The following is a 26,809-nucleotide window of genomic DNA, read 5'->3' on the forward strand; positions in this document are numbered from 1 at the left end:
GTGAAGTTAACTACAGGATTCACAATGGAATTAAGTAAAGAAGCTCAAACAGCAATCTTTAAAATGATTAAGCAAACAAAAGGCATTTCACCAAAAGATATTGCTCAGGTTACTGGTGATTCACACAACACCATTCTGAATTACGCAAATGTGAATATGGAAAACTACATCCCAAGTCTGAAAAAGCTTGAAGCTATTCAGTCATTCACTCAAAGCCCAGAGTTAATAAAAGTTTGGGCACATGAACTTGGTTATGTGTTGGTTCCAGTTGGTTCCAAAGGTGATAACCATCGTGAGCTTTCAATTGTTGAAGCAATGTTGCAAACCACTATTGCAGCAGGACAAGCGACAAAAACCGTTTATGACGTTTTAGAAGATAACGTTGTGACACCGCAAGAATATGAAGAGGCTCATGCATTCTTAAAGCAAATCCAGGAATTCGCTGCAGCTACAGATGAGGCGTTGAGAAAAGCATCTGGGAAGTACATTGCCCAAATACAAATAGAAAAAGCCTGATCCGTGAAATCAGGCTTTTAGTATTCACAAATTATTGGAACCCATGAATGAAAACAAAATTACCACAACACCCATGCGCTAACAAGTGCACGAATTGTAAAGAAGAGCAATGTAATACCTGCTTAGTCCAGCAAATTGAAAAACGAGAATTCAATTTAGGACTGGCACTGGATGATGCTTACGTGCAATACGATTTTATTAAAGGGGATGTGGTGGTGTATTCACATCGAATTGCAGATAACAACCTGGAAACCGTAGAGGCTTTTGTCCTAGATGAATACTACAGATTGGACAGTGGGCAGATTATTCACAAAGATGACATTCAGCTCGCATCACCCGCTGAACTCAAAGCCAAACGCCGTCTGGATCAACCCATTGCATTATTTGTCTCGGGGTGATCCATGAATAGACAGTTCCAGAAACAACCGGATTTTAAGCAACAGCAGGGCATTCAATCATTTTATGAACCTGCTTTACGTGTGCTGAATGAAATCCATGAACAAAAGAAATTAAGCCTTCGCAAAAAGGGCTATGACGAAAACAACGCCGCCGTTACCAAAATTGAATTATCCCAGTTAATGGCCCGGAGATTTCGCATCACAATTTATCTGGCTGATCAGATCGTATCAAGCCTGGTGAAGTCGAATTCAGTTGAATCATTTGGTGGATACGTGAAGCCGAGAGTACAAACATATGAATAAAAACCAAAGATTATTCTGCACCTTATGCCATTCCCGGGAAGTGTTTAATCCAATTTACAGAATGAATGTACAAATTCGTCTGTGTGTTGAATGCGCAAGAGAAATTACAAATTTGTATGTATTTGATTTGGAAGCACGGTGGATTGATTCAGATTTTGAAAAAAAGTATGGGCCAGAACCGAAAAATACAGTTCGACAACCATTGCCACGAGTTATCAGAGAAACCATTTTCAACCGCGATGGATGTATTTGCAAACATTGTGGAAGTACTAGCGATTTAACTGTAGATCATATCATTCCAGTTATACATGGAGGGAGTGACGAGCTTGATAACTTACAAACACTTTGTCGAAGCTGTAATTCAAAAAAAGGAACGAAATTTAACGAAGCACCTGACGGGAGAGCGTTATGAGCTTAGATGCCAGCAAATGGGCATGGAGTGTAGAAGTACCCACTAAAAAAGGTGGGGCTTTAAAGCCTCTCAAAAAATTAGTCTTACTTTCACTTGCTGATCGTGCAGGCGAAGATCATTGCGCATACCCAAGTATGTCTCGATTGGTGGATGACACAGAAATGGACCGTAAAACCGTTTTAAAGATCATTGATGAGCTGATTGACGATGGATTAATTGCAGATACTGGTGAGCGAAAAGGTAAAACCAAACAGGTCAAAGTGTATCAATTGGTTGGGGTAAATGGCCGTGAAACAGTACCAACAGTGGAATCCTTAAAAGAGCAAAAAGCCGATTTAAAGAGTCCCAACAATGGAACAGTTCCAACAACGGAACAGTTCCAACAATTCCATGAAAGAGTCCCAACAATTCCGTTAAAGGGTACCAACGTTGGGACACGGAATCTATCAAAGAACCTACCAGAAGAATCTAAAAATAAAAAAGACTGGTTTTGTTTTAAAAAACTTCGTGAAGAAATTTATCTGGCTGATGACGGCATCGATTTTGAATCCATCATGAATTCGAAATGGGCGGAACGTGAAAAACGAGCATTCGAGAATTACAACGCTGAAAAACCCATGAGTGATGATCTGATGATTTATCACTTTGCTGACTGGTTGATTAACGCTTACAGAACCAAGTATTCGAATACTCAAAATCCAACTTCTGGAAAACCTGCAGGTACCGGCGGTAAATCTCAGCAGCTTTCTGAAAAACAGATTCACACCTTCGCTCAAAAACTTTCACAACATCCTGAGTTCTCAAGCAAGTTCTCTGAACCGGGTGAGTCCTATGAAAAACTCGCTGCACGTATCGCCGTGAAACTGGAAGATCCAGCACAAGCCAAAAAATGGGAACAGTATTTGAAACAGGTTGGATTCAATGGGTCACTCCCGGGAGCTGCAGCATGACGGATGCAGAGCGCACCTACACAAACCTGATGATCTTCAAAACCATGGTGTCAACCAAAGGCCGTATCTCTGTTAAGCAAATACATGCAGCGATAGAGCCAAACATGGGGATTTCAATTCGCAGCCTGCAGCGTTATCTCAATGGCCTGGTTCACTGGGGATTGGTGGCAAAGGATGGTGAAACACCACAGGGATTTACTCTAACTGATCATGCAAAACAGCTTTTTGCAGAGTTGGCCAGTGGGGCAGATGCATGACCAGCTACTCAATTGCTGAATACAAGAAAATGATTGGGGTACCTAAACCTAAACGAGGCTCTAAGCGTCCTAAGGTCAAGGATGAGAAAGTACCGAATGAGTTTGAAGCAAAGTTGGCCAGGGAGTTAAGGGCCTTAAAAATCAACTTTGAACAGGAATACCAATTTCACCCAAAACGGAAATGGAGAGCTGATTTTCATATTGTTGGCAAAAAGATACTGGTTGAAGTTGAAGGTGGGGTCTGGAGTGGTGGCAGGCATACGAGAGGTAAAGGCTACATTGGGGATATGGAGAAATACAACGCTGCAGTAATGATGGGTTACCAGGTAATACGGTTTAGTACAGAGCAAGTGAAGTCAGGTTTAGCGGTTCAGCAAATAGAGAAGATGGTAGGGGATTTATAACGATGAGTACTGCGGTAGCAAAGCAACATATTTTACAGTCGGTGGATTGGTCACGTTTTGATTTAGAGGGCTGGTTACAGCAGTTTGGGGCATGGTTATATACGAACACAAGTTCAAGCGGGCGTACTGTGAATCCTATCGCCGTGGCTATGGACAATGCTGTGAAGGCAAAGAAATCTAAAAAGCTTAATGCTGACCAGCAGCTGCAGATTATTGCGGATTATCTTACTGGGGATTATGTACCACCTAAACCACGTAAAACGAAAATGACTTGTGAAATTGACGACAACGAAGCTCGGGCAGTTCAGCGTTTAGTTCTGGATATGCAGGGACAATCAGAGGTATTGGACGACTGGATGGATGCCATCATTAGTCGTTACTTTTACAGCTGTTCATGGTCTGAAATGGTGACAGATGAGCGCAGTCAGTTAGATGCCCGGATGGATGTGAAGTGTGGGTTGGCTGCGTTGCATAGTCGGTATGGGTTTATTAGATACATGAATTGATAGATAATTAGATACTTACGTTTTTAACTTTATAATATTGTTGTGATGCATATGAAAGAAAAAATTGATATATATTTAGATCATAATGTTATGTGTGATTATTTTTCTAGAAAAGAAGAAAATATAATTAATAAAGTTAAAATATTAAAAAAGAAGGTGGAATTTTCTTATAGTCCTGCACATATTGAAGAAATAGCTAATATAAAAAAAAGTAATCTTTCTTCTGAAGAAATTATGGATTTAATAACTCATAATATTGATGGAATAATTGAGATAACTGATTACTATGAATATTTACCTGGTGAAAAGATATTTTCAAAATTAGAAGATCCTTGGTTGTGCTTATATCGTGTCCTTAAAGATTATGACAAAACAACTACATATGCTGAATTTTTACATCAAAAATTGTTTCAAGAAAGGTTTGAAGTAAGGGAGAAATATATTATAGAGAATATAGGAAATATTAACCCTCATGATTTATTTGAGAATACTAATGTGAAAAATGCTCTTTTAGCTTTTTGTAAAAATGATACTGATGAAATAATAAAATTGAAGGATCATAATAATTTACACAAAAAACTTTTATATAGTATCGATAATCTGATTTGCTTTTTAGAACTAATAGGATTTTATTCAGATAGATTGAATCAATACAGATCAAATTTACATGATATTTCTCACTTAATTTATGCTTCAAAGGCAGATTATTTTGTATCTGGTGATAAGAAAACAAGATACAAAGCAACGGCTATATATAGTTTTTTAAACATACAAACTAATGTCATTGATAAAGATGAATTTGTTAATCTTAAAATATAAAACTACTCTTTAAAAGTCTCATTCAAAGCCTGTTGCACCGCATCAACACGTGACTTACAGGCTTTGTATGCAGACATAGACTCTTCAACGATTTTCATTAAATTATCAATATCAGGTTCTTCTTGCGACTCAAGCAGCTCAGCATTTTTCTTAAGAACTTCATAGCCTTCTTTAAACGTTAATTCTTTTTTAGTCATTGCTTAATACCTGGATTACGTTGGCTTCAATGGTACCATCCTGTAATTCTACTTGGATACTGTCACCTGAAATTTGTTGGATAGAGCGGATAGCTTTGCCCTGGCTGCGGACAATACCGTAACCTTTGGCCATCACATTCCGGGGATTTTGTAATAAGGTCTCACGCATCAGTGACTCAACCTGGTTAGAGGCTAATTTAATTTGCTGATGAGCCAAATATCGTGTTGTATCCTTAACTAGTTCTATAGACCGGCTGGCTTCATTAATCTGGTTTTGAGCATGCGTCTTAATCACTTTGATCAAGTGGTCATTCTGGCTTTGATACGATGTGATCTGGTGCTGAGATAAAAGCTTGATCGTGTGGAAAGACTCAAGTACTTCCTGAATGCGTTCAACGATCAAATTACGAATACCTCCGATCACTTTACTAGGTGTATCAAAAGACCGGTGCGCAACTTCATCCAGGATGGTCCGATCCTTTTCATGGCCAATACCGACCCAGATTGGAACTGTGCGTTTGCAGAGCAGGGCAGCTAAATCATAGTCATTTAAATAAGCCAGATCATTCACGGCACCGCCACCACGAATGATTACAATCAGATCTGGTGCAGCTTTAAAGTCTTTAGCCCACTGACGTAAACCATCACCCAATGAATTGATAATTGAAACTGCAGCTGTGTTTCCCTGAAAGGTCGCGTTGTGATAAACAAAATGGCAAACACCGGCTTTATCTAAAGCATCAGCATCTTTCTTGAAGTCACCAAGACCCGCTGCATTTTCAGGTGCAATCACTAGGACATTTTGAATATCAAATGGAGTAGGGAGAAGTTTATTTTTATTGGCTAGACCTTCTTTGGTTAAGCGTTCTAATATTTGCTGATAGCGCTGTGCAATATCGCCTAAGGTGTAACTCGAATCAATATCTTCAACATTGACTGAGAAACCGTATTGAGGACTGAAAGTAGCTTTAACCTTAATCAGAACATTCAGGTCTCGGGATAATTCAATCCCACTTTCTCGCTCAAACCTCAATACCATTTTTGCTGCAGCAGATTTCCAGATTGTCGCTTTACAGCTGGCAATCACTTTGTCTGTATCTTCTTCTTTTTCTGCCAGCTCTAAATAGTAGTGGCCACTTTTAATACTCAGGTTACGAATCTCAGCTTTGACCCATACTGGTTCATCAAAAGTTATTCGTATAACTTCCTGGACTGTTGCAAGGTACTCACTTAAGGAAAGCTGTAAATCTGACATAAACAAGGAAATGCCTAAATTATTAGTGAAAATAGTATACAACGATGAAATTAAAGGCAATGTGGAGATATTGACCTTGCGCAAGGGATATGGCATATTTCAGCTATAGTGATCGAAGTGTACGTTAAAGCACTAGATCGATTTAAAAGCTCGCCAAATGGTGGGCTTTTTGTTTGCTATTTATTCAAAAAAACTTTAAGTTAAAAACTACAAAAAGTTTAGTTAACGGATAATTTATGAATGCCAATAATGAAGAACCAGCTCCTACTCAAGATGATTTCTTTAAACAGTATTATGCAACTCCAGAACAAGAAAAAGAAATTATGGAAGAACTGAGTAAGAATTTAAAAATTAAGCATATTGCATCTAAAATTTCTGAATTTTTTTATGCGGTAAAGTCGAAAAATTCTGAGTTAGATTGGGAGGTGGAAGATCAAAACAAGGATAAAAACTCTCGACATGATGACTTAATTGGTTATTCAGAAATAATTCAAAATGAAATTGGAGAAAAATTAAAAAGTTTAGAAAACTTTGAATCCAAGGAGTTCTCAAAAGAATATACTCAAGACGCTTATGAGAGAGTGAAAGGAAAATTAAAAATTCTTAATAAAGAGGAAATGATTTTGGGATTGGAATATGTTTTAGATAGGCTAATTGCAGAACGTTTACATAATGAATATTTGGAGCAGTTCGAAGAAAAAGTTGAACTGGAAGATATTTATGATTCGGTAGCAATTTCAAATATTGAAAATTATTTAGGCCGCTAGATATTAGAATCAAAAAAGAAAAGCCTGATAATTTAATTCAGGCTTTTTTAATGTTGATATTTAAACTAATTATGATTTCAAATTGAAATCATCACCAGCAAATTAGATTTAATGATGATTGCTGTCTGACAAGAATTAAAAAATAACCAAAAGCAGACACAAAGAAACAGTTTCTCCAAATTCTCTATACTTTGTAAATCAAAGCCTGGTGATATATTTTTTTTGCTCCAAGAGAAAGCGCAATAAAAAAATAAAAAAGATGATACCCCATACTAGTCCGTTTAACTTCCCCGAGTTAAGCGGGCTTTTTTAATGTTGGATAAGATAAATAATTAAGTTATTGTAATATATTGATTAGTTTTATGTTATTTAAAATTTTAAGGAATTTTCTTCACAAGAAATTCACGAATAAGTATATATGATCGGATGTAGAAACTGCTGTAGTTTCTGGATGACCCTCCAAGGTCTTTAGTTCACAAGCCCACTCACCTCGAATGGGCTTTTTTTTGCATGGAGAAAAGTAATGCTCCGATTCTTAATGTGTTTATTCGGCCTGCATGGTGCAACTGAAATCGATTACACGGTTGATGATGAAGAAATCAAGGTGTGTCGGGATTGTTTGAAAGAAGTTGAATGAACCCTTGTCACTTCGGTGACATTTGCCGGACGTATTACGGCACATAAGACCCCGCTCAATTCTAGATATTGGCGGGGTTTTTCTTTTCATATTGGTAGCATCCATGACAGACAAAGTACAAGCGAAACAAGACTTAGAATTTTGCAGTGCTGAGCTGTCTAAGTATCAGAATCTCAGTAGAGCGGGATTAACAAGAAATGAACTGCTGGCAATTGACGGCATCATGATTAAGTTGAAAGAGCGTATTAAGAATTTGCGTTTTGCTTTATATGAATCCTGATCAATACAAAGCCTTAACTGATAAAGGCCCACTTAAAAAGAAACCTCGTACCAGACCGTTACCAAAAGCTGGTGAAAAATACTTGGAAGCATTCGATCGACTCAAAGAAATCCTTAATCGTATGGAAATTAAATACGAAGAGTATTTTCACTTCAAAAGCACTAAGCATTGGCGGTTTGACTTTCATTTGATTGAGTATCGAATGTTGATAGAAATTGCTGGTGGTCCCTGGTCAGGTGGTCGTAAAGGTAAGCTGGCTACAAAAGCGTGGAGCATGGATCGTTATGATCATGCTAATGAGATGGGTTTTACCGTTGTTCGATTAGAGTCAGCTAATAGATACAAGATTGATGAATCCGGGCCATTGCAGATAGAAGCTCAATTCGCATCTCAATGGCTGAAAAATTTGAAGAGAGAATCACTCAATGGACCAGTTCAGACCATTCCCGCCGTCAAATCTGATTGATCAGGCTGAGGAAGAAGAAGCGACTCGCCTGGCACCAGCCGTGGAATTAAAAGAATGGGTTATTAAAAACTGGCTGACCATTGGCGGTGAACTTCATAATCCGGATCATGACCACATTGCTGAACTGCTGCATGACGATGAAACATTCCTAGCATTCGCTTGGGCATCATCGGCCGCCGTAGCGAAAAAGCGTATGGTGCTGGGTCAATGTGAAAAGGTTATGTTTAACCAGGGCGGATGGAAGAAAGCACGGCAGGAACAGCAGATGCGTGACTGGTTTGGTTTTGTGCCGGTGTATCTCATTACTGTGGATGCAGCATATTGTGAGCAAACTTCAGATCGTGAGTTCTGTCGTTTGATTGAGCATGAGTTGTATCACATCGGTGTTGAACGTGATGAAGATGGCGAGATCATTTATAGCGACCATACCGGTCTACCCAAGCATTACCTGGCTGGCCATGACATTGAAGTGTTCTTCGGTGAGACCAAACGATGGGGCGCTGATGAGTCAGTAAAACGACTTTTGGAAATCGCCAAGAATGCGCCGTTTGTATCTGAAACTAATATTGCTGCGTGCTGTGGGAATTGTGTAATAGGTTAGCTTCAAATTTTTTTGCCCACCTTCCTTGACGTGCCTTGACGGATTGTGACTTATGGCAAGACTTAAAAAACACGAAAAAGCCTTTATAGTTCGGTCACTTGCCCAGTTTATGGAACCATCACAAGTGGTAGAGGCTGTCAAGGAAAATTTCAAGATTGATGTATCTCGACAACAGGTTGAATGCTACGACCCCACCAAGGTAGCGGGCGCTGACTTATCGCAAGAATTCATTGACATGTTTAATGAGGCGCGTAAGAAATATATTGATCAGCCAATCTACAATATTGAAGCTGCAAACGATATTGTTCAGCTCAGAGTCTTGAGTACTTTATTTATTAAAAAGCAAGGCAATACCCGAGATGCAATCAAGCTCTCGGATCAAATTCAAAAAATTGTGAAAGGGTTTTATGAGAAGAAGATTGAAATAACAGGTAAGGATGGTGGACCGTTAGAAACCGTACAAACAACTGTTTCCAAAGAGGGCTACCTGCAAGCTAGGGAGCAGGTTTTAGATGAGTACTAAAGCTGAGCGCGAATTAGCGATTCAAATCGAAGCCCAAGAGGACCTGTATTTCTTTTCACGTTACATGTTTAAAGAGCGTCGCAAATACAAGTGGCTACATAACTGGCACCATCGAGTGGTTTGTGATGCTTTGATGAAGGTATTCCGGGGCGAAACCAAGCGTCTAATCATTAATATTCCGCCGCGATACTCTAAAACAGAACTGGCTGTAATCAACTTCATGGCTTGGTGCTTTGGAAAGGTTCCAGACAGTGAGTTTATTCATGTCAGCTACTCGGCTACTTTGGCAGCAAATAATGCCTTTCAGACACGAAACTTGGTTCAAGAAGAAGCTTTTAAGCGTGTATTTCCTAAGTTCCAGTTACGAGATGACAGCAAGGCTAAAGATGATTGGCGAACTGCTGATGGTGGTGTGTGCTACTCCCAGGGTACAGGCGGCACGATTACGGGTTTTGGTGCGGGTAAGTTTCGAGATACCTTTGGCGGTGCAATTATTATTGATGACCCACATAAAGCCAGTGAAGCTCGGTCAGACACAATTCGTAAAGGTGTGATTGAATGGTTTCAAAATACACTTGAATCACGTACCAACTCACCTGACACACCAATTATTGTCATTATGCAGCGTTTGCATGAGGAGGATTTAGCCGGTTGGCTGCTTGATGGGGGAAATGGTGAAGAGTGGGAACATCTATGCTTATCTGCCATTCAGGATGATGGATCAGCACTATGGCCAGCCAAACATAGCATTCAAACGCTTGAAAGAATGGAGTTAGCAGCACCGTATGTATTTGCTGGACAATATCGCCAAATGCCATCACCACCAGCAGGTGGTTTTTTTAAGCCTGACAATATTGAAATTGTGGATGCACTACCTGCGGATCTAACTCACCATGTACGTGCATGGGACTTAGCATCTTCTGAAAATGAGGGTGACTACACTGTGGGTGTGCATGAGGCTAAAGGTAGTGATGGTTATGTTTACATTATTGATGTGCAACGAGGGCAACTAGGTCCAGACGGTGTTGAAAAACGCATCAAGCAAACTGCAGAACTAGATGGGAAGTCGGTGTCAATTCGATTACCACAAGATCCAGGGCAAGCTGGTAAAGCTCAGGCCAAAAATTTTATAACCAAACTTTCAGGCTTTAAGGTTAAGGCTGAAACGGTATCAGGTGACAAGATCACACGTGCTCAACCATTTGCGGCTCAGGTCAACGTAGGGAACGTGAAAATGCTTCGCGGAGACTGGAATAAGGCATTTATTGAAGAATTACGCCACTTCCCAAATGGTGTGCATGATGACCAGGTAGATGCTGGGAGTGATGCATTCAATGAGCTAAGTGAGGTGAGAACACCAAAAAAACCTGCAGGTGCAGGTACTCGAACTTATTGATAAGGAAAACACATGGCAAAGTCTAAAAAGGACAAAGCGTCAAAGAAGGCTTTGTCTTATGGCAACTTATACACTCAGGAAGCAGTCACTCAGTTCTTGGTGAATTTTGGAAAGCAACCAGATACTGATGAAGTATTGCGCAAAGCAGGGATTGCACGTCATAAACTGCGTGTACTACTGGATGATGATGAAATTGCCCAAGCAGTTGAAACACGTCTAGATGCTCTTCTGGCCACGCCGTTACGTATTGAACCAAGTGATAGCAAAGAAGCAGAGATGCTGAATTTGATATTGAAAGAGTGGTTTTATGAAATTGCAGCAGCCGCTTTTAATGCTTTGCTATCTGGATATTCAGTGCAAGAAGCTGTATATGAATTAAAGCCGGAAGGTTATGTGGGTATTCAGTGGATCGGTGAGAAGCCGATGCAATGGTTTGAGCCTAAGAACGATGGTCGATTGATTTATCGGCAGGATGGCCATAATGCAGAGCGTGAAGTTGATCAGGTATTCAAATTCTTCTTAACACTCCGTAAAGCCACATACGAGCAGCCTTATGGCAAGGCATTGCTGGCCACACTGTATTGGTTATTCTTCTTTAAGCAAAATGGTTTTAAGTTCTGGGCAAAATTCCTGGAGCGTTTTGGTACGCCAATTCTGCTTGGTAAATGCAAAGATACTGAAACTGATGATATGAGCAAAGCACTGCTGGATGCTCATGCTCAAAGTGTTTTGTCTATTGATATTGAAGATGATGTGCAAATCCTTTCTGCACCAGGAACAAGTGGGACAGCCGGTGCAGCATTCGAGGCCTTTAACAATCAATTGGTTCGCCAAATTCAAAAGGTTGTATTGGGGCAGACGCTCACCAGTGGTACAGATGGCAAGGGGAGTTATGCACTAGGTCAAGTACATGAGAATGTACGAGCAGATAAGCTGAAGTCGGATATTCGCTTAGTAACACCAACTTTGCAGGCAGTGGTTAATGCCCTTTGTGCATTAAATGGCTGGGGTGAATATAAGGTCATGCTTGGCGAGAAGCCAAAGCCACTCAATAAAGAGCAGGCAGAGCGCGATGCCCATCTTAAAAATGCCGGGGCTAATCTGACACCGCAATACTTTCAGCGTGAATATGGCTTACAGGACGGTGATATTGCTGAGTCTCAGCAACTACCGATGAATACTCAATTCTCTGCATTACCTCGCCAAGCATTCAACTTTAAGGCATCTTCCAACAAGTTATCTGCAGCGCAGCAAGAAGTTGAAGAGCTGACGGATGGCCAGGGTGATTTAGAGCTTTTAAATCAGGATCAAATTAAACAATTGGTGGCTGAATCCGATAGTCCTGAAACTTTAGTTTTTAACTTGGCAAAGTTACTACCTGAGGCATCACGGACTGAGTTCACAACTAAATTGGATCAAGCTTTATATGCGGCTGATGTGCTGGGGTATATGACGTCAAGTGAAGGTGAATAAGTTACTTTTCAACTTTTAAGCTTTAGAATCATTACCACTTACTAAAATTAAGATCATTGGGGATGGTAATGATTGATATAACAAAGTTAATTGAGATTTATATAAGTCGAAAAGATAAGTTTAAAAAAGCTGAAGAACGCTTAAAGCGTAGAGAGACTTATTTCGAAGAAATTTCAGCTATTGAAATAAATCAAAATCTAAATCCAAGCCAGAAAAGAGCAATGAAAAATTCAGCTGCTCAAAAACTGGCTGGTAGTGGGCTAGCTACTTATGAATTTATAGATTACTACTGCCGGCACCCCAATTTTATCAATTTCGAAATTATCTCACCTATGGTGGCATATTGGGATCAAACTTTGATTAAAACGTATGATGATGAAGAGAAAATTATTAAGATAGAATTTAACAAAATGGCGTACTGGAAAGAAAAATTATTATCTTTTTTTTCATGTATTTTGCTGTTAATCGGATTAATTTTTTTCGCGGTACAAGGTAATTCAATTATTAATTTTATCTCTTCTAATTACTATATTAATACCAACATTATAGGTATTGCTTATCTAATATTTATATTAGGACTTTTAGGAATATTCTTATTTTTTGGGTTCCTATTCCTAACATTGCTTGATTTAAAAAGATTAATTAAATAGGTTCTCTTAAATTCACTAGCAGCCAATAGGCTGCTATTTTTACGAGCTTTAGCCATGCAACTAGTCACATTTCTTGAGGCACTTCAGTACGCTCACAGTAAAAAGATTGTGCTCCCAGATGAGTTCTACTCAATGGACCTCAAGACTCGGCAGATGGCGACAACAATCAGCTTCCTATCAAGTCTTGAGCAGATTGAAACTGTCATCAAAGCCGTGAATAAATCGATTGCAGATGGTGGGACATTCAACGACTTCCAAAAGTTAATTGCCGAATCTGAAATCATTCTGCCAAAGCATTACCTGGACAATGTATTCCGTACCAATATCCAGAACGCATATGGTCATGGCCGGTGGCAACAACAGCAACGGAACAAAGCTAAACGTCCGTATTTGATGTACTCAGCTATCAATGATAGTCGGGTCCGTCCGGCTCATTTGGCTTTGAATCGAATTGTATTACCGATTGATCATCCATTCTGGCTTACACATTACCCGCCGTTGGGATTCCGTTGCCGGTGCACCGTGGTTGCCTTAACCGAGAAGCAGGCTTTGAAATACGGCATTACACCTGATGACAAGTTGCCAGAAGTAGCTGAGGCATTGGATTGGAGTTCTCATCCTTTGCAGTTTGGTGAACTTGAATCGCTGGTTGATAAAAAGATCAGTGCTTCATCTCTGGATAAGGAGTATCTCCTCGAGCAGAAAGAAGTTATTAAGGCTGAGTGGATTGCGAGTAAAAAGATCACCAGTCTATTTTCTCCAATGGATGATAAGACTCTGGACCTATTCGATACGGTGGCCAATACGGTGATTCCACTTGATCCACAAATCAGGCCAAGTGCGATTCGCACCTTTCTGGACTATGTGCAGGGAAATGATGCCGCACTGACCAACTATTTAAACGCCACTACAGGTTCTCTGGCTGATGATGTGCTTAAGCGCTGGCTGAGTACCGATATGGCAGCTATTCAAGCTGTGGCAAGCAATACAGCATCAACCGTGGTAGGTGCTGCGACTCTTCAACAGGTAGCAGCTTATCAGGTTGGGCAGACAATTCAATTGAATGCGCCGTTACTAATGAGTGATACAGCCTCAGGCATTGTGATCAAGATTGAGAATGCAAAAGGACTTGGTATCGATCTTGATAAGCTTAATGCCGGTCAAGGTGTGCTGTTTGAAATGGGATTGTCTTTTGAGGTTACTTCAATTGAAGCGGCTGATGGGCAAATGGTTTATACGTTAAAGGCGTTGGTGAATTAATCCGATTAATGGCATTGAATAAAGATTTGGAATCTCCATGTAGGGTTTAAGAGATAAAAACCAAAGATTTAGGAAAAAATATGCAATATATGGTTTATTTACGAAATGATTCACCACTCCTCAGTACTACCAAACTGGTAATCAAATCGCTTTTTTCATCCTTTTTAGTGATCCTTAGTACTTTCACTAGTAGTAAATTTTTATCCATCCTTTCAAGATTAGGTGTTGGCTCAAAATTTTTATCAATATTTCGTCTTGTTGGTGCAGGATTGGATTTGCTTAAGTTTATTTCTAAGCGTGAATAGGCACCAAAATCTAAAAAAATCAGACCCTTGTAGAGATACAGGGGTTTTTTTATGGAGCATGAAAATGCCAGATCCAAATGAAGAACGGCTGAAGTATTTATTTAATGCCGCGGCAATTGAAGTACCAAAAGCTGAAGAGGGGCAAAAACGAAAATTCAAGGGCACTGCTTATGCTGGTGGACGTGTTGATGGTCACTGGTATTGGGGGCGCTCTGGTGTGGTTTTTGATCTTGATGGTATTGAGATTGATAAACCAGCAGCCTTGCTTGAAGAGCACTTTAGTTCAAGTCGAATTGGGGTGGTTCAAGCTGTAGATACAAACGGAAAAATTGATGTGTCAGGTGATTTCCTCACAAATGCGAAGGCACAGGAAATTGTTCAAGACTCTGATGATGGCTTCCCATTCCAGATGTCAATGATGATTGATCCAGGATCTATCGAAGAGGTCTCACAAGGTAAATCAGTCACTGTGAATGGTCAGGTCTTTGAAGGTCCAATCACAATCTTCCGTCAGAACCGCATTCGTGAATTTACGATCTGCTCAACAGGCGCTGATCGAAATACATCAATCAAGGCCTTCTCAGGCAAAGCCAATCCAAACCCAACCAAAGAGGACAAAGACGTGACCGAATTAGAAAAAGCACAACAGGCCAAAGAGCAGGCAGAACGTGAACGTGATGACGCGCTTGCTGAATTGAAAAAGTTCAAGGCTGATAAACGTGCTGAAGATATTGCAGCTTTAGAAACTGAACTTAAAACACAGTTTAGCGCTGACGATAAAACTGCTTATACCAATATGGATGATTCCATGTTCACATTTGCTGCAAAGCAGCTTCGCCAATTTGCAGCAGGCAACCAACAACCGCCAGCTGGACAGCAACAACAAACGCCGGCACCAAGTGTTAATCCAGCATATGCACACTTATTCACTCACCAAGCTAATGGTGGTCAAGGTGGGCAAGCTCCACAAGGATCAGCTTTAGATCAGGCATTCGCCAAATTTGCGGCAGCTCAGGAGTCTAAATAATGGGAACAATTACTCAAACTATTACGACTAATCAATTGGTGGTAGGTGATGGTATTCGTACCGAAAATGCCAAAGTAAAAACAGCAACTGCATACAAACGTGGAGATCTACTCAACGTTGGTGCAAATAATGTGGCTGACCACCCTGTTGTTACCACTGGGATGGTAGGGGATTGGAACGCGATTGCTGTATCAGATTTCACGGCAGAGCAATCTACATATCACGCCAACAATAACTTAGAAATGCCAATCTACACACAAGGCCCTTTCGATATTGCTGTAGTTACTGTGAACGGAGTTCCATTAACAGCAGATCAATACGATGCAGTACGTGCACAGGCATTGGCTAATAAAATCGAACTTCGTAAAGTTGTGGGGAACTAAGACATGAGTCAAACTTTTACATTTCAAAATGCACCAGTTGAATTGCTGGATGTGCCACAACTGGTGCTACTGACAGATACTACTCAAAAGGTAGATACATGGTTGATGGATCGCTTTTTCCCTCAACGTGTTTCATACACCAAAAAGGAAGTTCCAGTTGGTGAGTTGAATACAGCAACTCCACTTGCGCCGTTCGTTACTCCGACTGCAGCTGGTCGCCAAATCAAAGTAGGTGAATCTGGCAACGTGAAATTCGTGAAGCCTGCTTACTTAAAGCCAATGATGACGGTTATGCCAAGTGAAGTACAAAACACTGCTCTGATCGCACGCTTACGTCAGTTTGGGGTGATTGCGACCGGTTCAAATCGTTTATCTGATGCGGATCTACTTTTAATTGACCAAGCGCAGAAGGCTTTGTATCTTCGTCAGTCTATTGAAAATCGAAAACTGTTAATTGCCCGTGATGTCTTACTCTACGGTAAAACCACTTTCGCTTCAGCAGACTTCCCAATGTATGAAGTGGATTATGAGCGCAACCCTGCTTGTAACTTCACGCCGTTGATCAAATGGGGACAAGCCGGTGCCACCCCTGTTAAAGATATTCAATCAATGATTGACTTATCTGTGGAGCACTCAGGTACATCACCAAATATGGCTTTGACCACCTCTAAAGTATTTAATGTCTTGATTAAGGATCCTGAGTTTAAAGAAAAATTCATTGCTCCTTATACAGGTATCAGTGTTCCAATCACACCAACCTTTGACCAGGCTGACAAGCCTCAGTTCCGTGGCACAGTGGATAATATTGAAATCTGGACGTATGACGTTAAGCACAGCATGGAAGGTGTTGCGGAACGCTTTATTCCTGAAGATTTCTTTGGTCTTGTCTCTGATGCTAATGGATGGATCGCACATTGTGCATTGCAAAACGTTGAAGCATTTGGTCAGGCTTTGGAATTCTATTTAAGCCAATGGCAAGAAAAGAACCCTTCAAGCATTCAATTATTGGCTGAATCCTCTCCACTTGCTGTTCCAAATAACAAGAACGGTTTAGTGGGTGGTCGTGGATTCGTATAAGGAGAACTAAATGCCAAAGTACATTGCAAAACAGTCGATCGGACATTTTCGTCCAGGTCAGGAAATTAAAGGGCTTGAAGATAACCAACTTCAGGCCCTTTTAGTATCTGGGGCTATTGAAGAATATCAAGAGCCTAAGGAACCTAAGGCAGACGGTACCGCCGCACGGTTGGCTGAGCTGGAAAAAGAAAATGCTGAGCTTAAGGCGAAAGTGGCTGAACTTGAAAAAGCAAAGCCAGTAGTTAAGCCAAAAGCCAGTGACAAGCCAGCTGACGAAGCTAAATAGGTGATCTATGTACGCTACTCGAAATGACTTAGAGGCGCGTTTTGGTGAGGGTGAACTTCAGCAACTGGAAATAATGCAAACTGTGGGCAATTCGATAGAAGAAGCCCTACAGGATGCTTCTGAGGAAATCGATAGTTACATTGCTGTGAAATACGTCCTGCCTTTGCCAAGTACACCTAGTACCTTAAAACGGATAGCGTGCAACATTGCACGTTACCGACTTTACTTTCAGCAACCCACTGAAGAAGTTGAAAACCGCTATAAAGCGGAAATTGATTTTCTGAAACGGATTGCGGATGGTAAGGCGACACTCAACATCTTGAATCCTCAAAATGAAGTCACTGAAGAACAACCAAAAAATAAACCTTCCACCATGCCAATCGGTACCACCTATACCGGCGGTGTATTTGGTGATGATGTTTTGAATATGATGCCAGGCATCAAGTGAGGTCCGTATGGCCGGAGTGCTTATAGAAATTAAGACGGATGAAAATTCCATCTTAATGGCTTTTTTGAAAAAACTTAGCGACTTTGAAGGTCGACAGCGTGGATTGTTTGAGGATATTGGCTCAACGGTCACTGAAAATATCCGAGAGGGTTGGACGCGTGGTGAGGGCTTAAATGGTCGTTGGCCATTATCAGTTCGAGTGATGCGTGAAGGTGGTACGACACTGCGAAAAACATCACGACTAATGAACTCTATTACATACAACGCAACAGATAACGGTTTAGAAATCGGAACTGATGCTGAGTATGGTGCAATTCATCACTTTGGTGGTGTGATTGATATGCCTGCACGAACGCGCACAGTATATTTTCGACAGGATGGTCGCACAGGCTTGGTGGGTAATCGTTTCGTGCGTCAAAGCCGATCTAATTTTGCTCAAGACGTACAAGCCAAAGCCTATAAGGTGAATATGCCTGAACGTCCTTGGTTGGGTATTACGGACGATGATGCACAAGATATTGTCAACTTGGTAGAAGGAACCATTCTTGATGAATAATTTAGAAGAAGATGATCTTTTTGCGGTTTTGAAAGAGATTGAAGCGCGTCTAACGCCGTTCATGCAGGAATGGGGTGTACTGAAGATCTATACGCCGATGAATGTAGGGGCTACCAGTGAATTAAGTCAAGTAACCCCTAATATCCAAGTGAACTACCGTCGAATGCGAAAAACTGATGAGAAGGCACGTGGCAGAGCGGTTGCTTTAGCACCTCAATGGGAAGTAACAGTGGTGGTGCGTCATGCAGCTTCACAGCTTGATGCAACACAAGCGTTTTTATTAGGTGGTGTGCTGATTAAAAAAGTGATTAAAAAGCTCATAGGCTGGCAACCAAAATCAAGCAATGAGCCTCTAAGTCTTTTAAATATCGATCATGATATTTCAAAAACGTGTCTTTATGTCACGGGTATTTTTGAATCTAAAACCAATGTTATAGCGGATTAAATGTATGGAAAAACAATACAAGGCATTGCAGCCCGTCGGTCGCTTCAAAAAAGGCGATGTTGTCGGTGGGCTGAATGATGCTCAACTCAAAAAATTACTGGCAGATGGTGTAATTCAGGAAGTACCTGAACCTAAAGCTGTTCCAGCCAAGAAAACCATAGGGGATGAAAAGTAATGGCTAATTCAAATGTGATTTCACTTCAGGGTGAACTTCATCTAGCAAAAATGGTTAGTGGTGTACCTGCTGCATTATTACCAGTCGGTAGTACTCCGGAATTACAGATTGCTATTTCTATTGAGTCTACTGACCATTATGAAAGTAAAACTGGTCTACGTTCGAAAGATGCAGTCTTGTACAAGCAAACTGGTGTTGCTATTTCGGGAACAATTGAAGAGGTGACTAAGGAAAATCTAGAGTTAATCCTTAGCGGTAAATCAATTGAAATTCCTGAGGCTCAGCTGACTGATATCAATATTGGTACTGTACAGGCTGGCGCTATGATTGATTTAGGCCAACGCAATTTAAGTAATGTGGCTTTTAAAGATAGCTCAGATGTAGCCATTACTTCAGATAAATATGTACTGGATGCTGTTTACGGCACAGTAGTATTTAATGAAGCTATCGTTGGTCCAGTTAAGTTTTCTGCCAAGGCTGGTGCTAAGACACGTACTACAATTGCTAATAACATTGGGAGTGAATATCGAATCCTCTTCAAGGGCATTGATACGCTTACTGGTGACAAGGTTGTCATGACGTTATGGCGTGTGAAATTCTCACCAGATACTGAATTTGATCTGATTCATGAAGACTTTGGATCTTATTCAATTGAAGGTGAGGCATTAGCAGATATCTCTAAAGCCAATGATGCTGAACTCAGTGTGTTTGGTCATATTGAGCGCTTTAGCGTAACAGCGTAACTCCACACAGGCACAAAGAACCACACAGGCGCTTAAGCGTCTTTTTTTGTGCCTATTACAATGCCACCTTTTTATATTGAATATTGTCATAATTTTTTTACCTTTTGGTTGAATTAATTGTTGAGAATATTCTTATTTGTCTGTATAAAAAAAGAACAATTAAAATCAGAGGGAAAAGAAATGACAGCAATAATAGAAGTGTTGGTAACATCATTTTCAGCTCTAATGCTTATGTTGGTTATCCACCAATTTGGGCAAATGTTTAATTGAATCTTTAGAAAATAAAAAAACCACTCTTCGGAGTGGTTTTTTTATGTCCAAAATTTACATTGAGACCTCATCATGAATGATTTTTTCTTAGCCACAAATCGATCTGTCGTGGTGAATGATATTGAAGTTCGCCAGATACAAATGAAAGACTTTGACACTTGGGCTACACATGCTGAGCCAATCAAGCAGTTCCTTAAAAATAAAAATCATTCAGATGAGATTTTGACAGAATTATTTGCAGCGCATGGCGTGCAGGTCATTTCAGCTATTGCATGTGTAACTGACCTAGATAATGAATCCCTATTCAAACTTGCTGCAGATGAGCAGGCCTTTAAAGAACTGCTTAAAAATGTGCTTCTGGTCAATCAAGCCTATTTCAAATATGAAAAGCCAAAGCATGGGGCAAAGAAAGCCCACACAATTGAAGCCACTTGGTTTGATTCATTTCAGTTTCTGGTATCAATGGGTCACCAGCATAGTGAGATTATGGAAATGACTTACGGTGCGTTTGATGGCTACGTTAAGGCTGCAAATAAGATGTACAAGCAAGGGGTTCTCAATTCCGCCGTTGCTGCGCGTGTAGCTCAATCTGACAAGAAAGGATTTGAGACGTTTAAAAAAGATATGGGCTCTGATTGATCATGCCAATGCTAAAGAATTTAAGAAGTTCTTTGGGGAATTGAAGGAATAATATCTGGGTGATTTTTTAATACCCAAAATTAGCTTCAAGTTGTATTAAAGCTTAATACAACTCTAATAAATTTTATTTTTTACGTATTTTATTTAACTTAAAGCTGATCGCTGGTCAGCATTTTAAAATTCAAAAATAAGCAAAAAGCCTGTGATCCGTAATCATGGGATTTTTATTTAGAAAAAACCGCAGGATGAACTCTTTTTTAAATCTAAATAATATCTGAAAAGCAAAAACCCCAGTGCGCCAACACTGAGGTTCTTAAATCAACTCAACCGACATAAGTTATGGAGTTAAATTTGTATGAATGATCATACCTCAAATTCACAATTAAAGGTAGATGGAAAAATGAGCGAAAAAGGCGCTGATCGTGTTGGTTTTTTACAAGCTATTGCACTGCTTATACTTGTATGTGGAATAGTCACTATTGGTTTAGTCTTGGCTTTAAAATAGAGCAAATTAATGAATACATCTTAGAACTGGCTCAATAAGAGGTCGGTTTCTTATTTCTGTGCGCCTAAAGGCGCTTTTTTTATGCTTGAAATTTAGAGGTCAGCATGTCTAGTAAAAATTTAACATTTAAGTTGGTGATGGATGCTGATACTAAAAGTTTTGTCACTAATGTTAATCAGTCTAAACAAGCTGCGGAAAAAGCAATAGCTGCAATTAAAGACGGATCTGCAAGTATAGTTGGTGTTTCAGATCAGGCAGCCAAGGCTATTGATGGCATTATTCCAAAAAATGCAAATGAACGAGCCATCAAGCTTACTGAGTCATTGAACGCTATTACAGAGTCGTTAAAAAGCACAGATTTTGCAGCGGATGGGGCGATTGATGGGTTTAAAAAGTTGGGTGTTGATTCGGTTCGATCGCTGAATATCTTAAAAGCCAATTTGGCGACTTCAAAAACAAAGCTTGAAGAGTTCTCAAAAACCAATGCAACACCAGAGGATATTCGTAATGCGCAACAGCAAGTAGATGCGTTAGAGAAAGAGGTCTTGCAAGCGGATAAGGCATTTATTGCATTTAAGTCAGAATTAAGCCTTATCAATCCAGAAGTGGCTAAATTAGATGAAGAGTTGGGTAAAGCAAATGCAGAATTACAACAAACAGAGTCCTTTACTCAGCGAGCATCTGGTGAAATTCAAGGGTTAAAAACTGGATTTACCGCATTAACTAGTGCGCTTGCAGCACTAGGCATTGGCACATCGGCAATGGAGATTGCTCAAACTGCAGATGAGTATAAGAATTTATCAGGTCGTATTTCTATTGCTGTTGGTGAGCATGGCAACCTTCAAAAGGCAATGGATGATGTTAGAAATGTCGCCATTGCCACAAATTCAAATTTAACCGCTACAGGTGACTTGTATGCCAGGCTAACCAAGATTGGTCAGGAGATGAAGTGGCCGCAAGAACAAGCACTGGCTCTCACTGAAACGATTAATAAGGCAATTCAGGTTGGTGGCGGTTCGGCTGCATCAAATGAGGCTGCTATAACCCAATTAAACCAAGCATTAGGTTCAGGTGTGCTTCGTGGTGATGAATTCAACTCAATGGTTGAGCAGTCACCTCGATTAACACAAGCAATGGCTGATGGTATTGGTGTGACGATTGGCAAGCTGCGCGAAATGGCTGAAGCCGGGAAATTGACTACCGATGTTGTAACAAAGGCGTTATTAAGCCAATCTGAAAAAATTAGTACTGAATTTGCAAAGTTCCCAGCAACTATTGGTGCCTCAATTGAGAACTTAAAAACAGCATGGACCACATATATCGGTGAAGCTGATGCAGCATCTGGCGCCAGTACCAAAGTAGCAGAGGCGCTTAAATATGTCGCTGATAATCTGGATTCTATCGTTTCAACACTAACACTTGCAGCACAGGCATTAATTGCCTATAAGGCGCTCAATATTGCTAGTGTGTTCTTAGATAAGGCAGCAGGTGTTCGAGCCGCCCAGGTAGCTATTACGCAAGAAACTGTATCGGTTGTTGCTAATACACAGGCACAATTAGCAAATGCAGCCGCTACACGTACAGCAGCTGTAGCCAAGAATCAATTAGCAACCAATTCAGCAGTAGCAACCACTGCGGCTGCAGCAACAAGCGGATCAATCATGACTTTGATTGGTCGCCTTGGTGCATTAGGTATTGCTGTTACAGCTGTTGGGGTTTTAATTCCTACTGTATTCGAGCCAATTGGCACATACATTGGCGAAGGGATAGCAAAACTTCAAGGCTATGATGAGGAGCTAAAAAAACTTGAACAGCAAGAGTTGATATCTGAGGTCAGAGCAAAAGCTTTAGCTGAAAGTAAAAAACTAATGGCTGATGCTGCTGAAAAGGCTCGTGATAAAGCGTACCAATTAACAAATGAATCTAAAAAGCTAATTGCAGAATTCAATGAGTTAATTAAAAAAGGCGAACCAACTAAAGAGGCATTGGAGAAAATATCCAGTGCAATGAAGTTTGACTCCACCAAAGGAATTAATGATTCGATTACTGCTTTAGTTCTGCTAAAAAACCAAGGAAAAATTACAGCTGATCAACTTCAGCAGAGCTTAGGTAAGGCGCTTGACGGTAAAGATTTAGTTGTATTTGAGGCTAATGCAAGAGCAGCTTTTGCAGGAACATCCAAGGAAGCAGAGAAAACTGCCCAATTAACTGAAGCAGTAATGAAGGCAGCTTTAGAGCGTACGGGTTTAAGTACAGAACAGCTGCAAGGTAAGTTTTCACTGGCATTTCAGTCTGCAAATAATGATGTGCAGACAGTGATTAATAATCTTGATACTTACAAGGCCAAGGGCATTGATACGGGATTAGCCTTATCTGCCAATCTGAATAAAGCGATTGACACAGCTCAAACCCGCGCTGAATTGGATTATGCAAAAAGCTCATTAATTTCTCTTGAGAAACAAGGATTGATCACTGGTGAGCAGGTTGCACTTGGTTTAACTAAAATTGAACAGAAGGCACAACAATTGCCAGCTGTACTAGATCCAGTTCGGGCAGCATTTGCTTCACTTGGCCTTAAAACTAAAGATGAACTGAATGAAGCTGCTGACGTTGTAAAAAGAAACTTTGATGTAGTGAGTAAGAGTGGGCAGGCCTCTGCTGATGGTATTAAACAGGCTTACACACAAATGCTTGATGCTGCTATTGCCTCAGGCGATAAGGCTAGAATTGCAGCGGTACAAGCTAAAGCTGCATCACTCGGCCTGCAAGTTCAGATTGATGAAACAGGAAAGGCTGCTGTTAAGTCAAATGATGAATGGGATAAATCCAATCACCGCGTCAGAGACTCTGCCCGTGATATTGGCGATGGTTACCGTCATGCAGGGCAAGTCGCGCGTGAAGAGGCTAAATCCTCTACTGAAGCCTGGGCTGATGCAGTCAATAAGGCGAAAAGTGATTTCAACAAGGAAATGAAACGCCAAGGTGAGTCATTAAGCAAAGGGATTTATAACTATAGCTCTTACAGCAAGGCAGATGTTTTATCGCAGCTGAAGACTAAGGGTTATAGCGATAAAGAGGCTGAAAAATTGGCTGGCTCAATCTGGTCCAAAGCCATGGAAGCGGATCGTGCGGCTAAAGAGCAAGGCCTAGGAAATAGCGGAAGTCTTGCGATGAAGGCATTGATAAATACTGAATTTGATAATGCAGCCCAAAAAGGCCTAACCACTCAGCACGGCACCAACAAGATTAACGAATTGTTGCGCCAAATGAGTAGTAATAGCCTTGTTTCTACAGGTCCATCTGCGAAGTCTGTAGATGTGAATAATCTGGCCCCAAATGTGAATATACCCTTGCCAAGCACTGCTGACAGTTCGCCATCCAAAACCATACAAAACAACATTTCAATTAATGGAAAAACCATCAGCATTCCAGTAGCCGCAGAAAATCAAGGTAATTTCAACGATTTCCTTGCCGAACTGGAAATGCTTAAAAAAGGTACTTAATTATGCGGTTAGTACGTATAGCAACATCAGAAGCCGTCCCATTAGAGGACGGTTTTTTATGGTCTGATGAATTTGAATGGAAGCCAATTGAACAGAAGCAGGAGCGTGCAATCGATGGAACTTTGATTGTTCAAGAAGGTAAGAAGAAGTCAGGCCGCCCCATTACATTGCAGCCCGCTGATCAAGAGATGGGGTGGATCAAGCTGAAGCATCTAAAAACGCTTTATGAATGGTCCTTGCTGCAAGAGCAATTCCAGCTTGAATTTGAATGGCCACACGATACACGCCAATTCAATGTGATTTTTAATCATGAAGCAGGTGCCTTAGAAGCCAAGCCAGTGAAAAACATTCCTGCAGTTTCTGAAGATGACTATTACAACGTCACCATGCGTTTTACGGAGCTAGACAATGCCAATTGAAACTAAAGACCTGGTGCTCTATGAATCCGAGCGCTTAACTGATAATGCGGATGGCGGTGGTAAATACAATGGCCAGGTCATTATCGATGGCCAGAGCAATAATCTATTCGATGATGTATCTGAGTTAGATAGAACCATGGGTGATGTATCCATGCGCAAGATCTTTCCAGCGGTCACCACTAATGATGCTGACAAGCTAATGGGGGCTACTGTCTTTATCTCGGAAAATCCCAAAGATCCCAATGTATCGGCCCTATTGTTCAGTACAAAGTCATGGACGGATGAGCGTCAAGCAGCGAAAAACCGAGTTGAAAACTATAAGGCGAAAGGTGGGCAAATAGCAGGAACGCCGCTGGATACACACTTAAAAGGAATGAAGCTATTACAAGTCGCCATGTTCCCGCAAGAAACAGAAAGTTCAGTGGGTGACACCATTGTGCTGATCAGTGATGAGGGTAAAACCTTAGAGCATGAACAGTACTTGTACATTATCAAGGTGGAAACACGAACGGCAATCACGGTGATTGATGGTAAATATGTTGAATACAAGATTGCCACTTATACACTTAATGATCCGCTTGATATGGATTATGTTGGGCTATCAGCACAGCAATGGTATAGCGGTCAGGCATCAAAAACCATTATCCGAGACTCGATTGTTGCTGATACTGGTGAATACTATGCATCTGTTGGCTTAGGTGAAGACACCCAGGTAGGGGAATACACAGTAAAGGCACAGAGCATTTTTACCCAACTCATTCCATCTGCTCAAACCGAATCTCCAATTGTCGATGTGAATGCGGCAGGTGAAAGTGCGATTCTGGTACCCGGTAATGATGGCTTCATTACTGCCAGTTTTCCAACCACAGTCGGGGTGAGTCAGAACCTTTATATTGGCTCATCTGTGATGCCATCAAGCCTCTCATTTTCATTGTTTGGCCAACCCGTGACTGATCAAGGTGGACTACTTAAAACCAGTACAGGCATTCAAGTAGGCACGATTGATTATCAGCGCGGTCTAATTCAATGGACTGCTTCTGCAACTGCAGGTGTAACAACATTAAGTATTACTTTTAAGCCGGCAGCTACACCAAACCAGTATTTCCAGTCTGAAGCGCGGCCAGTGACTCAAAATAACCAAAGTTCCAACTGGAATGGAGTGTTGGTCCCGATCCCAACCCCAGGCAGCTTGTCTATTTCATACATGTCGCAAGGCAAATTTTATGAACTGAAAGATGATGGAACAGGTCAGCTCAAGGGTTCAAGTTCTTCATTTGGATCAGGGATGATCAACTATGAAACGGGAACTTGGTTATTAACGACTGGCGCCTTGCCTGATGTAGACACCCCAATCTTATTGCAGTGGGGCACTCCCATCGTGACTTTTGTGCGCTCTAACTTAAGTGTTGAGAAGGCAGCTTTTGATTTTGATTTGGGTCAAACCGGTATTGCACCAGGTGTGACGATTAACTGGATGCTTGAAGATGAAGCAAAAACTGCAGTGAGCAATGCTCAAGGCAAGTTTACTGGCGATGCAACCGGTGAAATTAACTACTCTACCGGGATTGGAAAAATCATTCCTAACAAGTTGCCGCAGAAAAATACCCAGTTCACAGTAGTTTATAACTTTGGCGATCAGCTCAATCAAACAAAGTCGGCAATCGTGCCAGACAGCAATCAAAAATTAAGTTTTACGATTGGTACCGGTGCCGCCATTCAGCCCAATAGTGTTGAGCTTAGCATTCCGGTTTCTGATCAACTTGGCCAGAATACTGGTACTGCCAAGGTCATTGATGTACCAATCAATAGCACTATCGGTAACCTTGTAAATAATGCCGGAGAGATACAAGGAACCATTAATTACAGCACGGGTGCCGTTGAAATAACTCCGATTTTAAAAACTAAACAATTTAAGCCTGTTTACACATCAATAGCGGTGTATGCAGCAGCTTAAGTGA

34 protein-coding genes are annotated in these 26,809 nt (G+C 40.8%); 32 read left to right on the forward strand and 2 right to left on the reverse strand.

Features of this window, described 5'->3' with window-relative positions:
• The first annotated feature begins 24 nt into the window (after positions 1-24).
• From ACPUEY_RS01485 to ACPUEY_RS01525, 9 genes are read left to right on the forward strand one after another with little or no spacing between them, the layout of a single operon-like run.
• The gene (locus tag ACPUEY_RS01485) at positions 25-516 is read left to right on the forward strand and encodes a phage regulatory CII family protein (RefSeq protein WP_131274467.1); all 492 of its coding nucleotides are present in this window, start codon (positions 25-27) and stop codon (positions 514-516) included.
• A gap of 47 nt (positions 517-563) precedes the next feature.
• Positions 564-914 carry a hypothetical protein gene (locus tag ACPUEY_RS01490; protein ID WP_425120881.1) on the forward strand — a complete coding sequence of 117 codons (351 nt, stop codon included), beginning with the start codon at positions 564-566 and terminating at the stop codon, positions 912-914.
• 3 nt (positions 915-917) lie between these two features.
• Positions 918-1,217: a hypothetical protein gene (locus ACPUEY_RS01495; protein ID WP_425120882.1), complete on the forward strand. Its 300-nt coding sequence runs from the start codon at positions 918-920 to the stop codon at positions 1,215-1,217.
• Positions 1,210-1,629, forward strand: a complete 420-nt coding sequence (locus ACPUEY_RS01500) for an HNH endonuclease (protein WP_425120883.1) — start codon at positions 1,210-1,212, stop codon at positions 1,627-1,629. Before ACPUEY_RS01495 ends, ACPUEY_RS01500 begins: the two co-directional genes overlap by 8 nt.
• A complete protein-coding gene (locus tag ACPUEY_RS01505) occupies positions 1,626-2,579 on the forward strand; it encodes a helix-turn-helix domain-containing protein (RefSeq protein WP_425120884.1) in 954 nt (317 codons plus the stop codon). Before ACPUEY_RS01500 ends, ACPUEY_RS01505 begins: the two co-directional genes overlap by 4 nt.
• The gene (locus ACPUEY_RS01510) at positions 2,576-2,836 is read left to right on the forward strand and encodes a hypothetical protein (protein WP_425120885.1); all 261 of its coding nucleotides are present in this window, start codon (positions 2,576-2,578) and stop codon (positions 2,834-2,836) included. The genes ACPUEY_RS01505 and ACPUEY_RS01510 overlap by 4 nt, the downstream gene beginning before the upstream one ends.
• Entirely contained in the window at positions 2,833-3,240 is a 408-nt protein-coding gene (locus ACPUEY_RS01515; RefSeq protein ID WP_425120886.1) for a DUF559 domain-containing protein, read from the forward strand. The genes ACPUEY_RS01510 and ACPUEY_RS01515 overlap by 4 nt, the downstream gene beginning before the upstream one ends.
• Before the next feature lie 2 nt (positions 3,241-3,242).
• A complete protein-coding gene (locus tag ACPUEY_RS01520) occupies positions 3,243-3,746 on the forward strand; it encodes a hypothetical protein (protein WP_425120887.1) in 504 nt (167 codons plus the stop codon).
• A 51-nt stretch (positions 3,747-3,797) separates the two neighbouring features.
• Positions 3,798-4,565 (forward strand): hypothetical protein, encoded by a 768-nt coding sequence (locus tag ACPUEY_RS01525; RefSeq protein ID WP_425120889.1) that lies wholly within the window; start codon positions 3,798-3,800, stop codon positions 4,563-4,565.
• A 2-nt stretch (positions 4,566-4,567) separates the two neighbouring features.
• Here the strand turns inward: ACPUEY_RS01525 and xseB are convergent, their stop codons facing one another.
• Positions 4,568-4,762: an exodeoxyribonuclease VII small subunit gene (gene xseB / locus ACPUEY_RS01530; protein WP_009586282.1), complete on the reverse strand. Its 195-nt coding sequence runs from the start codon at positions 4,760-4,762 to the stop codon at positions 4,568-4,570.
• Entirely contained in the window at positions 4,755-6,017 is a 1,263-nt protein-coding gene (gene xseA / locus ACPUEY_RS01535; RefSeq protein ID WP_425120890.1) for an exodeoxyribonuclease VII large subunit, read from the reverse strand. The genes xseB and xseA overlap by 8 nt, the downstream gene beginning before the upstream one ends.
• Positions 6,018-6,253: 236 nt before the next feature.
• On the opposite strand from xseA, the gene ACPUEY_RS01540 reads away from it, so the two are divergent.
• The 23 genes from ACPUEY_RS01540 (at position 6,254) to ACPUEY_RS01650 (ending at position 26,805) form a co-directional block, all read left to right on the forward strand.
• On the forward strand, positions 6,254-6,784 hold the full coding sequence (locus ACPUEY_RS01540) for a hypothetical protein (protein WP_425120891.1): 531 nt from the start codon (positions 6,254-6,256) through the stop codon (positions 6,782-6,784).
• A 740-nt stretch (positions 6,785-7,524) separates the two neighbouring features.
• Positions 7,525-7,701: a hypothetical protein gene (locus ACPUEY_RS01545; protein ID WP_425120892.1), complete on the forward strand. Its 177-nt coding sequence runs from the start codon at positions 7,525-7,527 to the stop codon at positions 7,699-7,701.
• Positions 7,691-8,167: a hypothetical protein gene (locus ACPUEY_RS01550; RefSeq protein WP_425120894.1), complete on the forward strand. Its 477-nt coding sequence runs from the start codon at positions 7,691-7,693 to the stop codon at positions 8,165-8,167. Before ACPUEY_RS01545 ends, ACPUEY_RS01550 begins: the two co-directional genes overlap by 11 nt.
• On the forward strand, positions 8,127-8,768 hold the full coding sequence (locus tag ACPUEY_RS01555; protein WP_425120896.1) for a putative metallopeptidase: 642 nt from the start codon (positions 8,127-8,129) through the stop codon (positions 8,766-8,768). Before ACPUEY_RS01550 ends, ACPUEY_RS01555 begins: the two co-directional genes overlap by 41 nt.
• A 52-nt stretch (positions 8,769-8,820) precedes the next feature.
• Positions 8,821-9,291, forward strand: coding sequence for a DUF2280 domain-containing protein (locus tag ACPUEY_RS01560; RefSeq protein WP_425120897.1), 471 nt, complete (start codon positions 8,821-8,823; stop codon positions 9,289-9,291).
• Entirely contained in the window at positions 9,281-10,687 is a 1,407-nt protein-coding gene (terL, locus tag ACPUEY_RS01565; protein WP_425120898.1) for a phage terminase large subunit, read from the forward strand. The genes ACPUEY_RS01560 and terL overlap by 11 nt, the downstream gene beginning before the upstream one ends.
• A gap of 12 nt (positions 10,688-10,699) precedes the next feature.
• Complete coding sequence (locus ACPUEY_RS01570) at positions 10,700-12,160, forward strand: phage portal protein family protein (protein ID WP_425120899.1); 1,461 nt, start codon at positions 10,700-10,702, stop codon at positions 12,158-12,160.
• A gap of 68 nt (positions 12,161-12,228) precedes the next feature.
• Positions 12,229-12,810 (forward strand): hypothetical protein, encoded by a 582-nt coding sequence (locus tag ACPUEY_RS01575; protein WP_425120900.1) that lies wholly within the window; start codon positions 12,229-12,231, stop codon positions 12,808-12,810.
• Positions 12,811-12,864: 54 nt separating this feature from the next.
• Positions 12,865-14,070, forward strand: coding sequence for a phage minor head protein (locus ACPUEY_RS01580; protein ID WP_425120901.1), 1,206 nt, complete (start codon positions 12,865-12,867; stop codon positions 14,068-14,070).
• Positions 14,071-14,439: 369 nt separating this feature from the next.
• Positions 14,440-15,402, forward strand: coding sequence for a hypothetical protein (locus tag ACPUEY_RS01585; protein ID WP_425120902.1), 963 nt, complete (start codon positions 14,440-14,442; stop codon positions 15,400-15,402).
• Complete coding sequence (locus tag ACPUEY_RS01590) at positions 15,402-15,785, forward strand: hypothetical protein (protein WP_425120904.1); 384 nt, start codon at positions 15,402-15,404, stop codon at positions 15,783-15,785. Before ACPUEY_RS01585 ends, ACPUEY_RS01590 begins: the two co-directional genes overlap by 1 nt.
• A 3-nt stretch (positions 15,786-15,788) precedes the next feature.
• On the forward strand, positions 15,789-16,862 hold the full coding sequence (locus ACPUEY_RS01595; RefSeq protein ID WP_425120905.1) for a major capsid protein: 1,074 nt from the start codon (positions 15,789-15,791) through the stop codon (positions 16,860-16,862).
• Between the two features lie 10 nt (positions 16,863-16,872).
• Entirely contained in the window at positions 16,873-17,148 is a 276-nt protein-coding gene (locus ACPUEY_RS01600) for a hypothetical protein (protein WP_425120906.1), read from the forward strand.
• 7 nt (positions 17,149-17,155) lie between these two features.
• Positions 17,156-17,596, forward strand: coding sequence for a gp436 family protein (locus tag ACPUEY_RS01605; RefSeq protein WP_425120907.1), 441 nt, complete (start codon positions 17,156-17,158; stop codon positions 17,594-17,596).
• 55 nt (positions 17,597-17,651) lie between these two features.
• Positions 17,652-18,152: a phage virion morphogenesis protein gene (locus ACPUEY_RS01610; protein ID WP_425120908.1), complete on the forward strand. Its 501-nt coding sequence runs from the start codon at positions 17,652-17,654 to the stop codon at positions 18,150-18,152.
• Positions 18,145-18,597, forward strand: a complete 453-nt coding sequence (locus ACPUEY_RS01615) for a phage tail terminator protein (RefSeq protein ID WP_092818189.1) — start codon at positions 18,145-18,147, stop codon at positions 18,595-18,597. Before ACPUEY_RS01610 ends, ACPUEY_RS01615 begins: the two co-directional genes overlap by 8 nt.
• A gap of 4 nt (positions 18,598-18,601) precedes the next feature.
• Positions 18,602-18,772 carry a hypothetical protein gene (locus ACPUEY_RS01620; protein WP_171259615.1) on the forward strand — a complete coding sequence of 57 codons (171 nt, stop codon included), beginning with the start codon at positions 18,602-18,604 and terminating at the stop codon, positions 18,770-18,772.
• Positions 18,772-19,515: a hypothetical protein gene (locus tag ACPUEY_RS01625; protein WP_425120909.1), complete on the forward strand. Its 744-nt coding sequence runs from the start codon at positions 18,772-18,774 to the stop codon at positions 19,513-19,515. Before ACPUEY_RS01620 ends, ACPUEY_RS01625 begins: the two co-directional genes overlap by 1 nt.
• Positions 19,516-19,857: 342 nt before the next feature.
• Complete coding sequence (locus ACPUEY_RS01630; protein ID WP_425120910.1) at positions 19,858-20,424, forward strand: hypothetical protein; 567 nt, start codon at positions 19,858-19,860, stop codon at positions 20,422-20,424.
• Positions 20,425-20,779: 355 nt separating this feature from the next.
• Entirely contained in the window at positions 20,780-20,929 is a 150-nt protein-coding gene (locus tag ACPUEY_RS01635; RefSeq protein ID WP_425120911.1) for a hypothetical protein, read from the forward strand.
• A gap of 104 nt (positions 20,930-21,033) precedes the next feature.
• Entirely contained in the window at positions 21,034-24,432 is a 3,399-nt protein-coding gene (locus ACPUEY_RS01640) for a tape measure protein (RefSeq protein WP_425120912.1), read from the forward strand.
• Between the two features lie 2 nt (positions 24,433-24,434).
• On the forward strand, positions 24,435-24,851 hold the full coding sequence (locus ACPUEY_RS01645) for a hypothetical protein (protein ID WP_425120913.1): 417 nt from the start codon (positions 24,435-24,437) through the stop codon (positions 24,849-24,851).
• Positions 24,841-26,805 (forward strand): hypothetical protein, encoded by a 1,965-nt coding sequence (locus ACPUEY_RS01650; protein WP_425120914.1) that lies wholly within the window; start codon positions 24,841-24,843, stop codon positions 26,803-26,805. The genes ACPUEY_RS01645 and ACPUEY_RS01650 overlap by 11 nt, the downstream gene beginning before the upstream one ends.
• The last annotated feature ends 4 nt before the right edge of the window (positions 26,806-26,809 follow it).

Source organism: Acinetobacter sp. G11 (assembly GCF_049808495.1).
Classification (GTDB): Bacteria; Pseudomonadota; Gammaproteobacteria; order Pseudomonadales; family Moraxellaceae; genus Acinetobacter; species Acinetobacter kookii.

Coding starts and splice junctions, on each gene's coding strand:
- ACPUEY_RS01485 (WP_131274467.1), top strand. CDS start 25: ATGGAATTAAGTAAAGAAGCTCAAACAGCAATCTTTAAAATGATTAAG.
- ACPUEY_RS01490 (WP_425120881.1), top strand. CDS start 564: ATGAAAACAAAATTACCACAACACCCATGCGCTAACAAGTGCACGAAT.
- ACPUEY_RS01495 (WP_425120882.1), top strand. CDS start 918: ATGAATAGACAGTTCCAGAAACAACCGGATTTTAAGCAACAGCAGGGC.
- ACPUEY_RS01500 (WP_425120883.1), top strand. CDS start 1,210: ATGAATAAAAACCAAAGATTATTCTGCACCTTATGCCATTCCCGGGAA.
- ACPUEY_RS01505 (WP_425120884.1), top strand. CDS start 1,626: ATGAGCTTAGATGCCAGCAAATGGGCATGGAGTGTAGAAGTACCCACT.
- ACPUEY_RS01510 (WP_425120885.1), top strand. CDS start 2,576: ATGACGGATGCAGAGCGCACCTACACAAACCTGATGATCTTCAAAACC.
- ACPUEY_RS01515 (WP_425120886.1), top strand. CDS start 2,833: ATGACCAGCTACTCAATTGCTGAATACAAGAAAATGATTGGGGTACCT.
- ACPUEY_RS01520 (WP_425120887.1), top strand. CDS start 3,243: ATGAGTACTGCGGTAGCAAAGCAACATATTTTACAGTCGGTGGATTGG.
- ACPUEY_RS01525 (WP_425120889.1), top strand. CDS start 3,798: ATGAAAGAAAAAATTGATATATATTTAGATCATAATGTTATGTGTGAT.
- xseB (WP_009586282.1), bottom strand. CDS start 4,762: ATGACTAAAAAAGAATTAACGTTTAAAGAAGGCTATGAAGTTCTTAAG.
- xseA (WP_425120890.1), bottom strand. CDS start 6,017: ATGTCAGATTTACAGCTTTCCTTAAGTGAGTACCTTGCAACAGTCCAG.
- ACPUEY_RS01540 (WP_425120891.1), top strand. CDS start 6,254: ATGAATGCCAATAATGAAGAACCAGCTCCTACTCAAGATGATTTCTTT.
- ACPUEY_RS01545 (WP_425120892.1), top strand. CDS start 7,525: ATGACAGACAAAGTACAAGCGAAACAAGACTTAGAATTTTGCAGTGCT.
- ACPUEY_RS01550 (WP_425120894.1), top strand. CDS start 7,691: ATGAATCCTGATCAATACAAAGCCTTAACTGATAAAGGCCCACTTAAA.
- ACPUEY_RS01555 (WP_425120896.1), top strand. CDS start 8,127: ATGGACCAGTTCAGACCATTCCCGCCGTCAAATCTGATTGATCAGGCT.
- ACPUEY_RS01560 (WP_425120897.1), top strand. CDS start 8,821: ATGGCAAGACTTAAAAAACACGAAAAAGCCTTTATAGTTCGGTCACTT.
- terL (WP_425120898.1), top strand. CDS start 9,281: ATGAGTACTAAAGCTGAGCGCGAATTAGCGATTCAAATCGAAGCCCAA.
- ACPUEY_RS01570 (WP_425120899.1), top strand. CDS start 10,700: ATGGCAAAGTCTAAAAAGGACAAAGCGTCAAAGAAGGCTTTGTCTTAT.
- ACPUEY_RS01575 (WP_425120900.1), top strand. CDS start 12,229: ATGATTGATATAACAAAGTTAATTGAGATTTATATAAGTCGAAAAGAT.
- ACPUEY_RS01580 (WP_425120901.1), top strand. CDS start 12,865: ATGCAACTAGTCACATTTCTTGAGGCACTTCAGTACGCTCACAGTAAA.
- ACPUEY_RS01585 (WP_425120902.1), top strand. CDS start 14,440: ATGCCAGATCCAAATGAAGAACGGCTGAAGTATTTATTTAATGCCGCG.
- ACPUEY_RS01590 (WP_425120904.1), top strand. CDS start 15,402: ATGGGAACAATTACTCAAACTATTACGACTAATCAATTGGTGGTAGGT.
- ACPUEY_RS01595 (WP_425120905.1), top strand. CDS start 15,789: ATGAGTCAAACTTTTACATTTCAAAATGCACCAGTTGAATTGCTGGAT.
- ACPUEY_RS01600 (WP_425120906.1), top strand. CDS start 16,873: ATGCCAAAGTACATTGCAAAACAGTCGATCGGACATTTTCGTCCAGGT.
- ACPUEY_RS01605 (WP_425120907.1), top strand. CDS start 17,156: ATGTACGCTACTCGAAATGACTTAGAGGCGCGTTTTGGTGAGGGTGAA.
- ACPUEY_RS01610 (WP_425120908.1), top strand. CDS start 17,652: ATGGCTTTTTTGAAAAAACTTAGCGACTTTGAAGGTCGACAGCGTGGA.
- ACPUEY_RS01615 (WP_092818189.1), top strand. CDS start 18,145: ATGAATAATTTAGAAGAAGATGATCTTTTTGCGGTTTTGAAAGAGATT.
- ACPUEY_RS01620 (WP_171259615.1), top strand. CDS start 18,602: ATGGAAAAACAATACAAGGCATTGCAGCCCGTCGGTCGCTTCAAAAAA.
- ACPUEY_RS01625 (WP_425120909.1), top strand. CDS start 18,772: ATGGCTAATTCAAATGTGATTTCACTTCAGGGTGAACTTCATCTAGCA.
- ACPUEY_RS01630 (WP_425120910.1), top strand. CDS start 19,858: ATGAATGATTTTTTCTTAGCCACAAATCGATCTGTCGTGGTGAATGAT.
- ACPUEY_RS01635 (WP_425120911.1), top strand. CDS start 20,780: ATGAATGATCATACCTCAAATTCACAATTAAAGGTAGATGGAAAAATG.
- ACPUEY_RS01640 (WP_425120912.1), top strand. CDS start 21,034: ATGTCTAGTAAAAATTTAACATTTAAGTTGGTGATGGATGCTGATACT.
- ACPUEY_RS01645 (WP_425120913.1), top strand. CDS start 24,435: ATGCGGTTAGTACGTATAGCAACATCAGAAGCCGTCCCATTAGAGGAC.
- ACPUEY_RS01650 (WP_425120914.1), top strand. CDS start 24,841: ATGCCAATTGAAACTAAAGACCTGGTGCTCTATGAATCCGAGCGCTTA.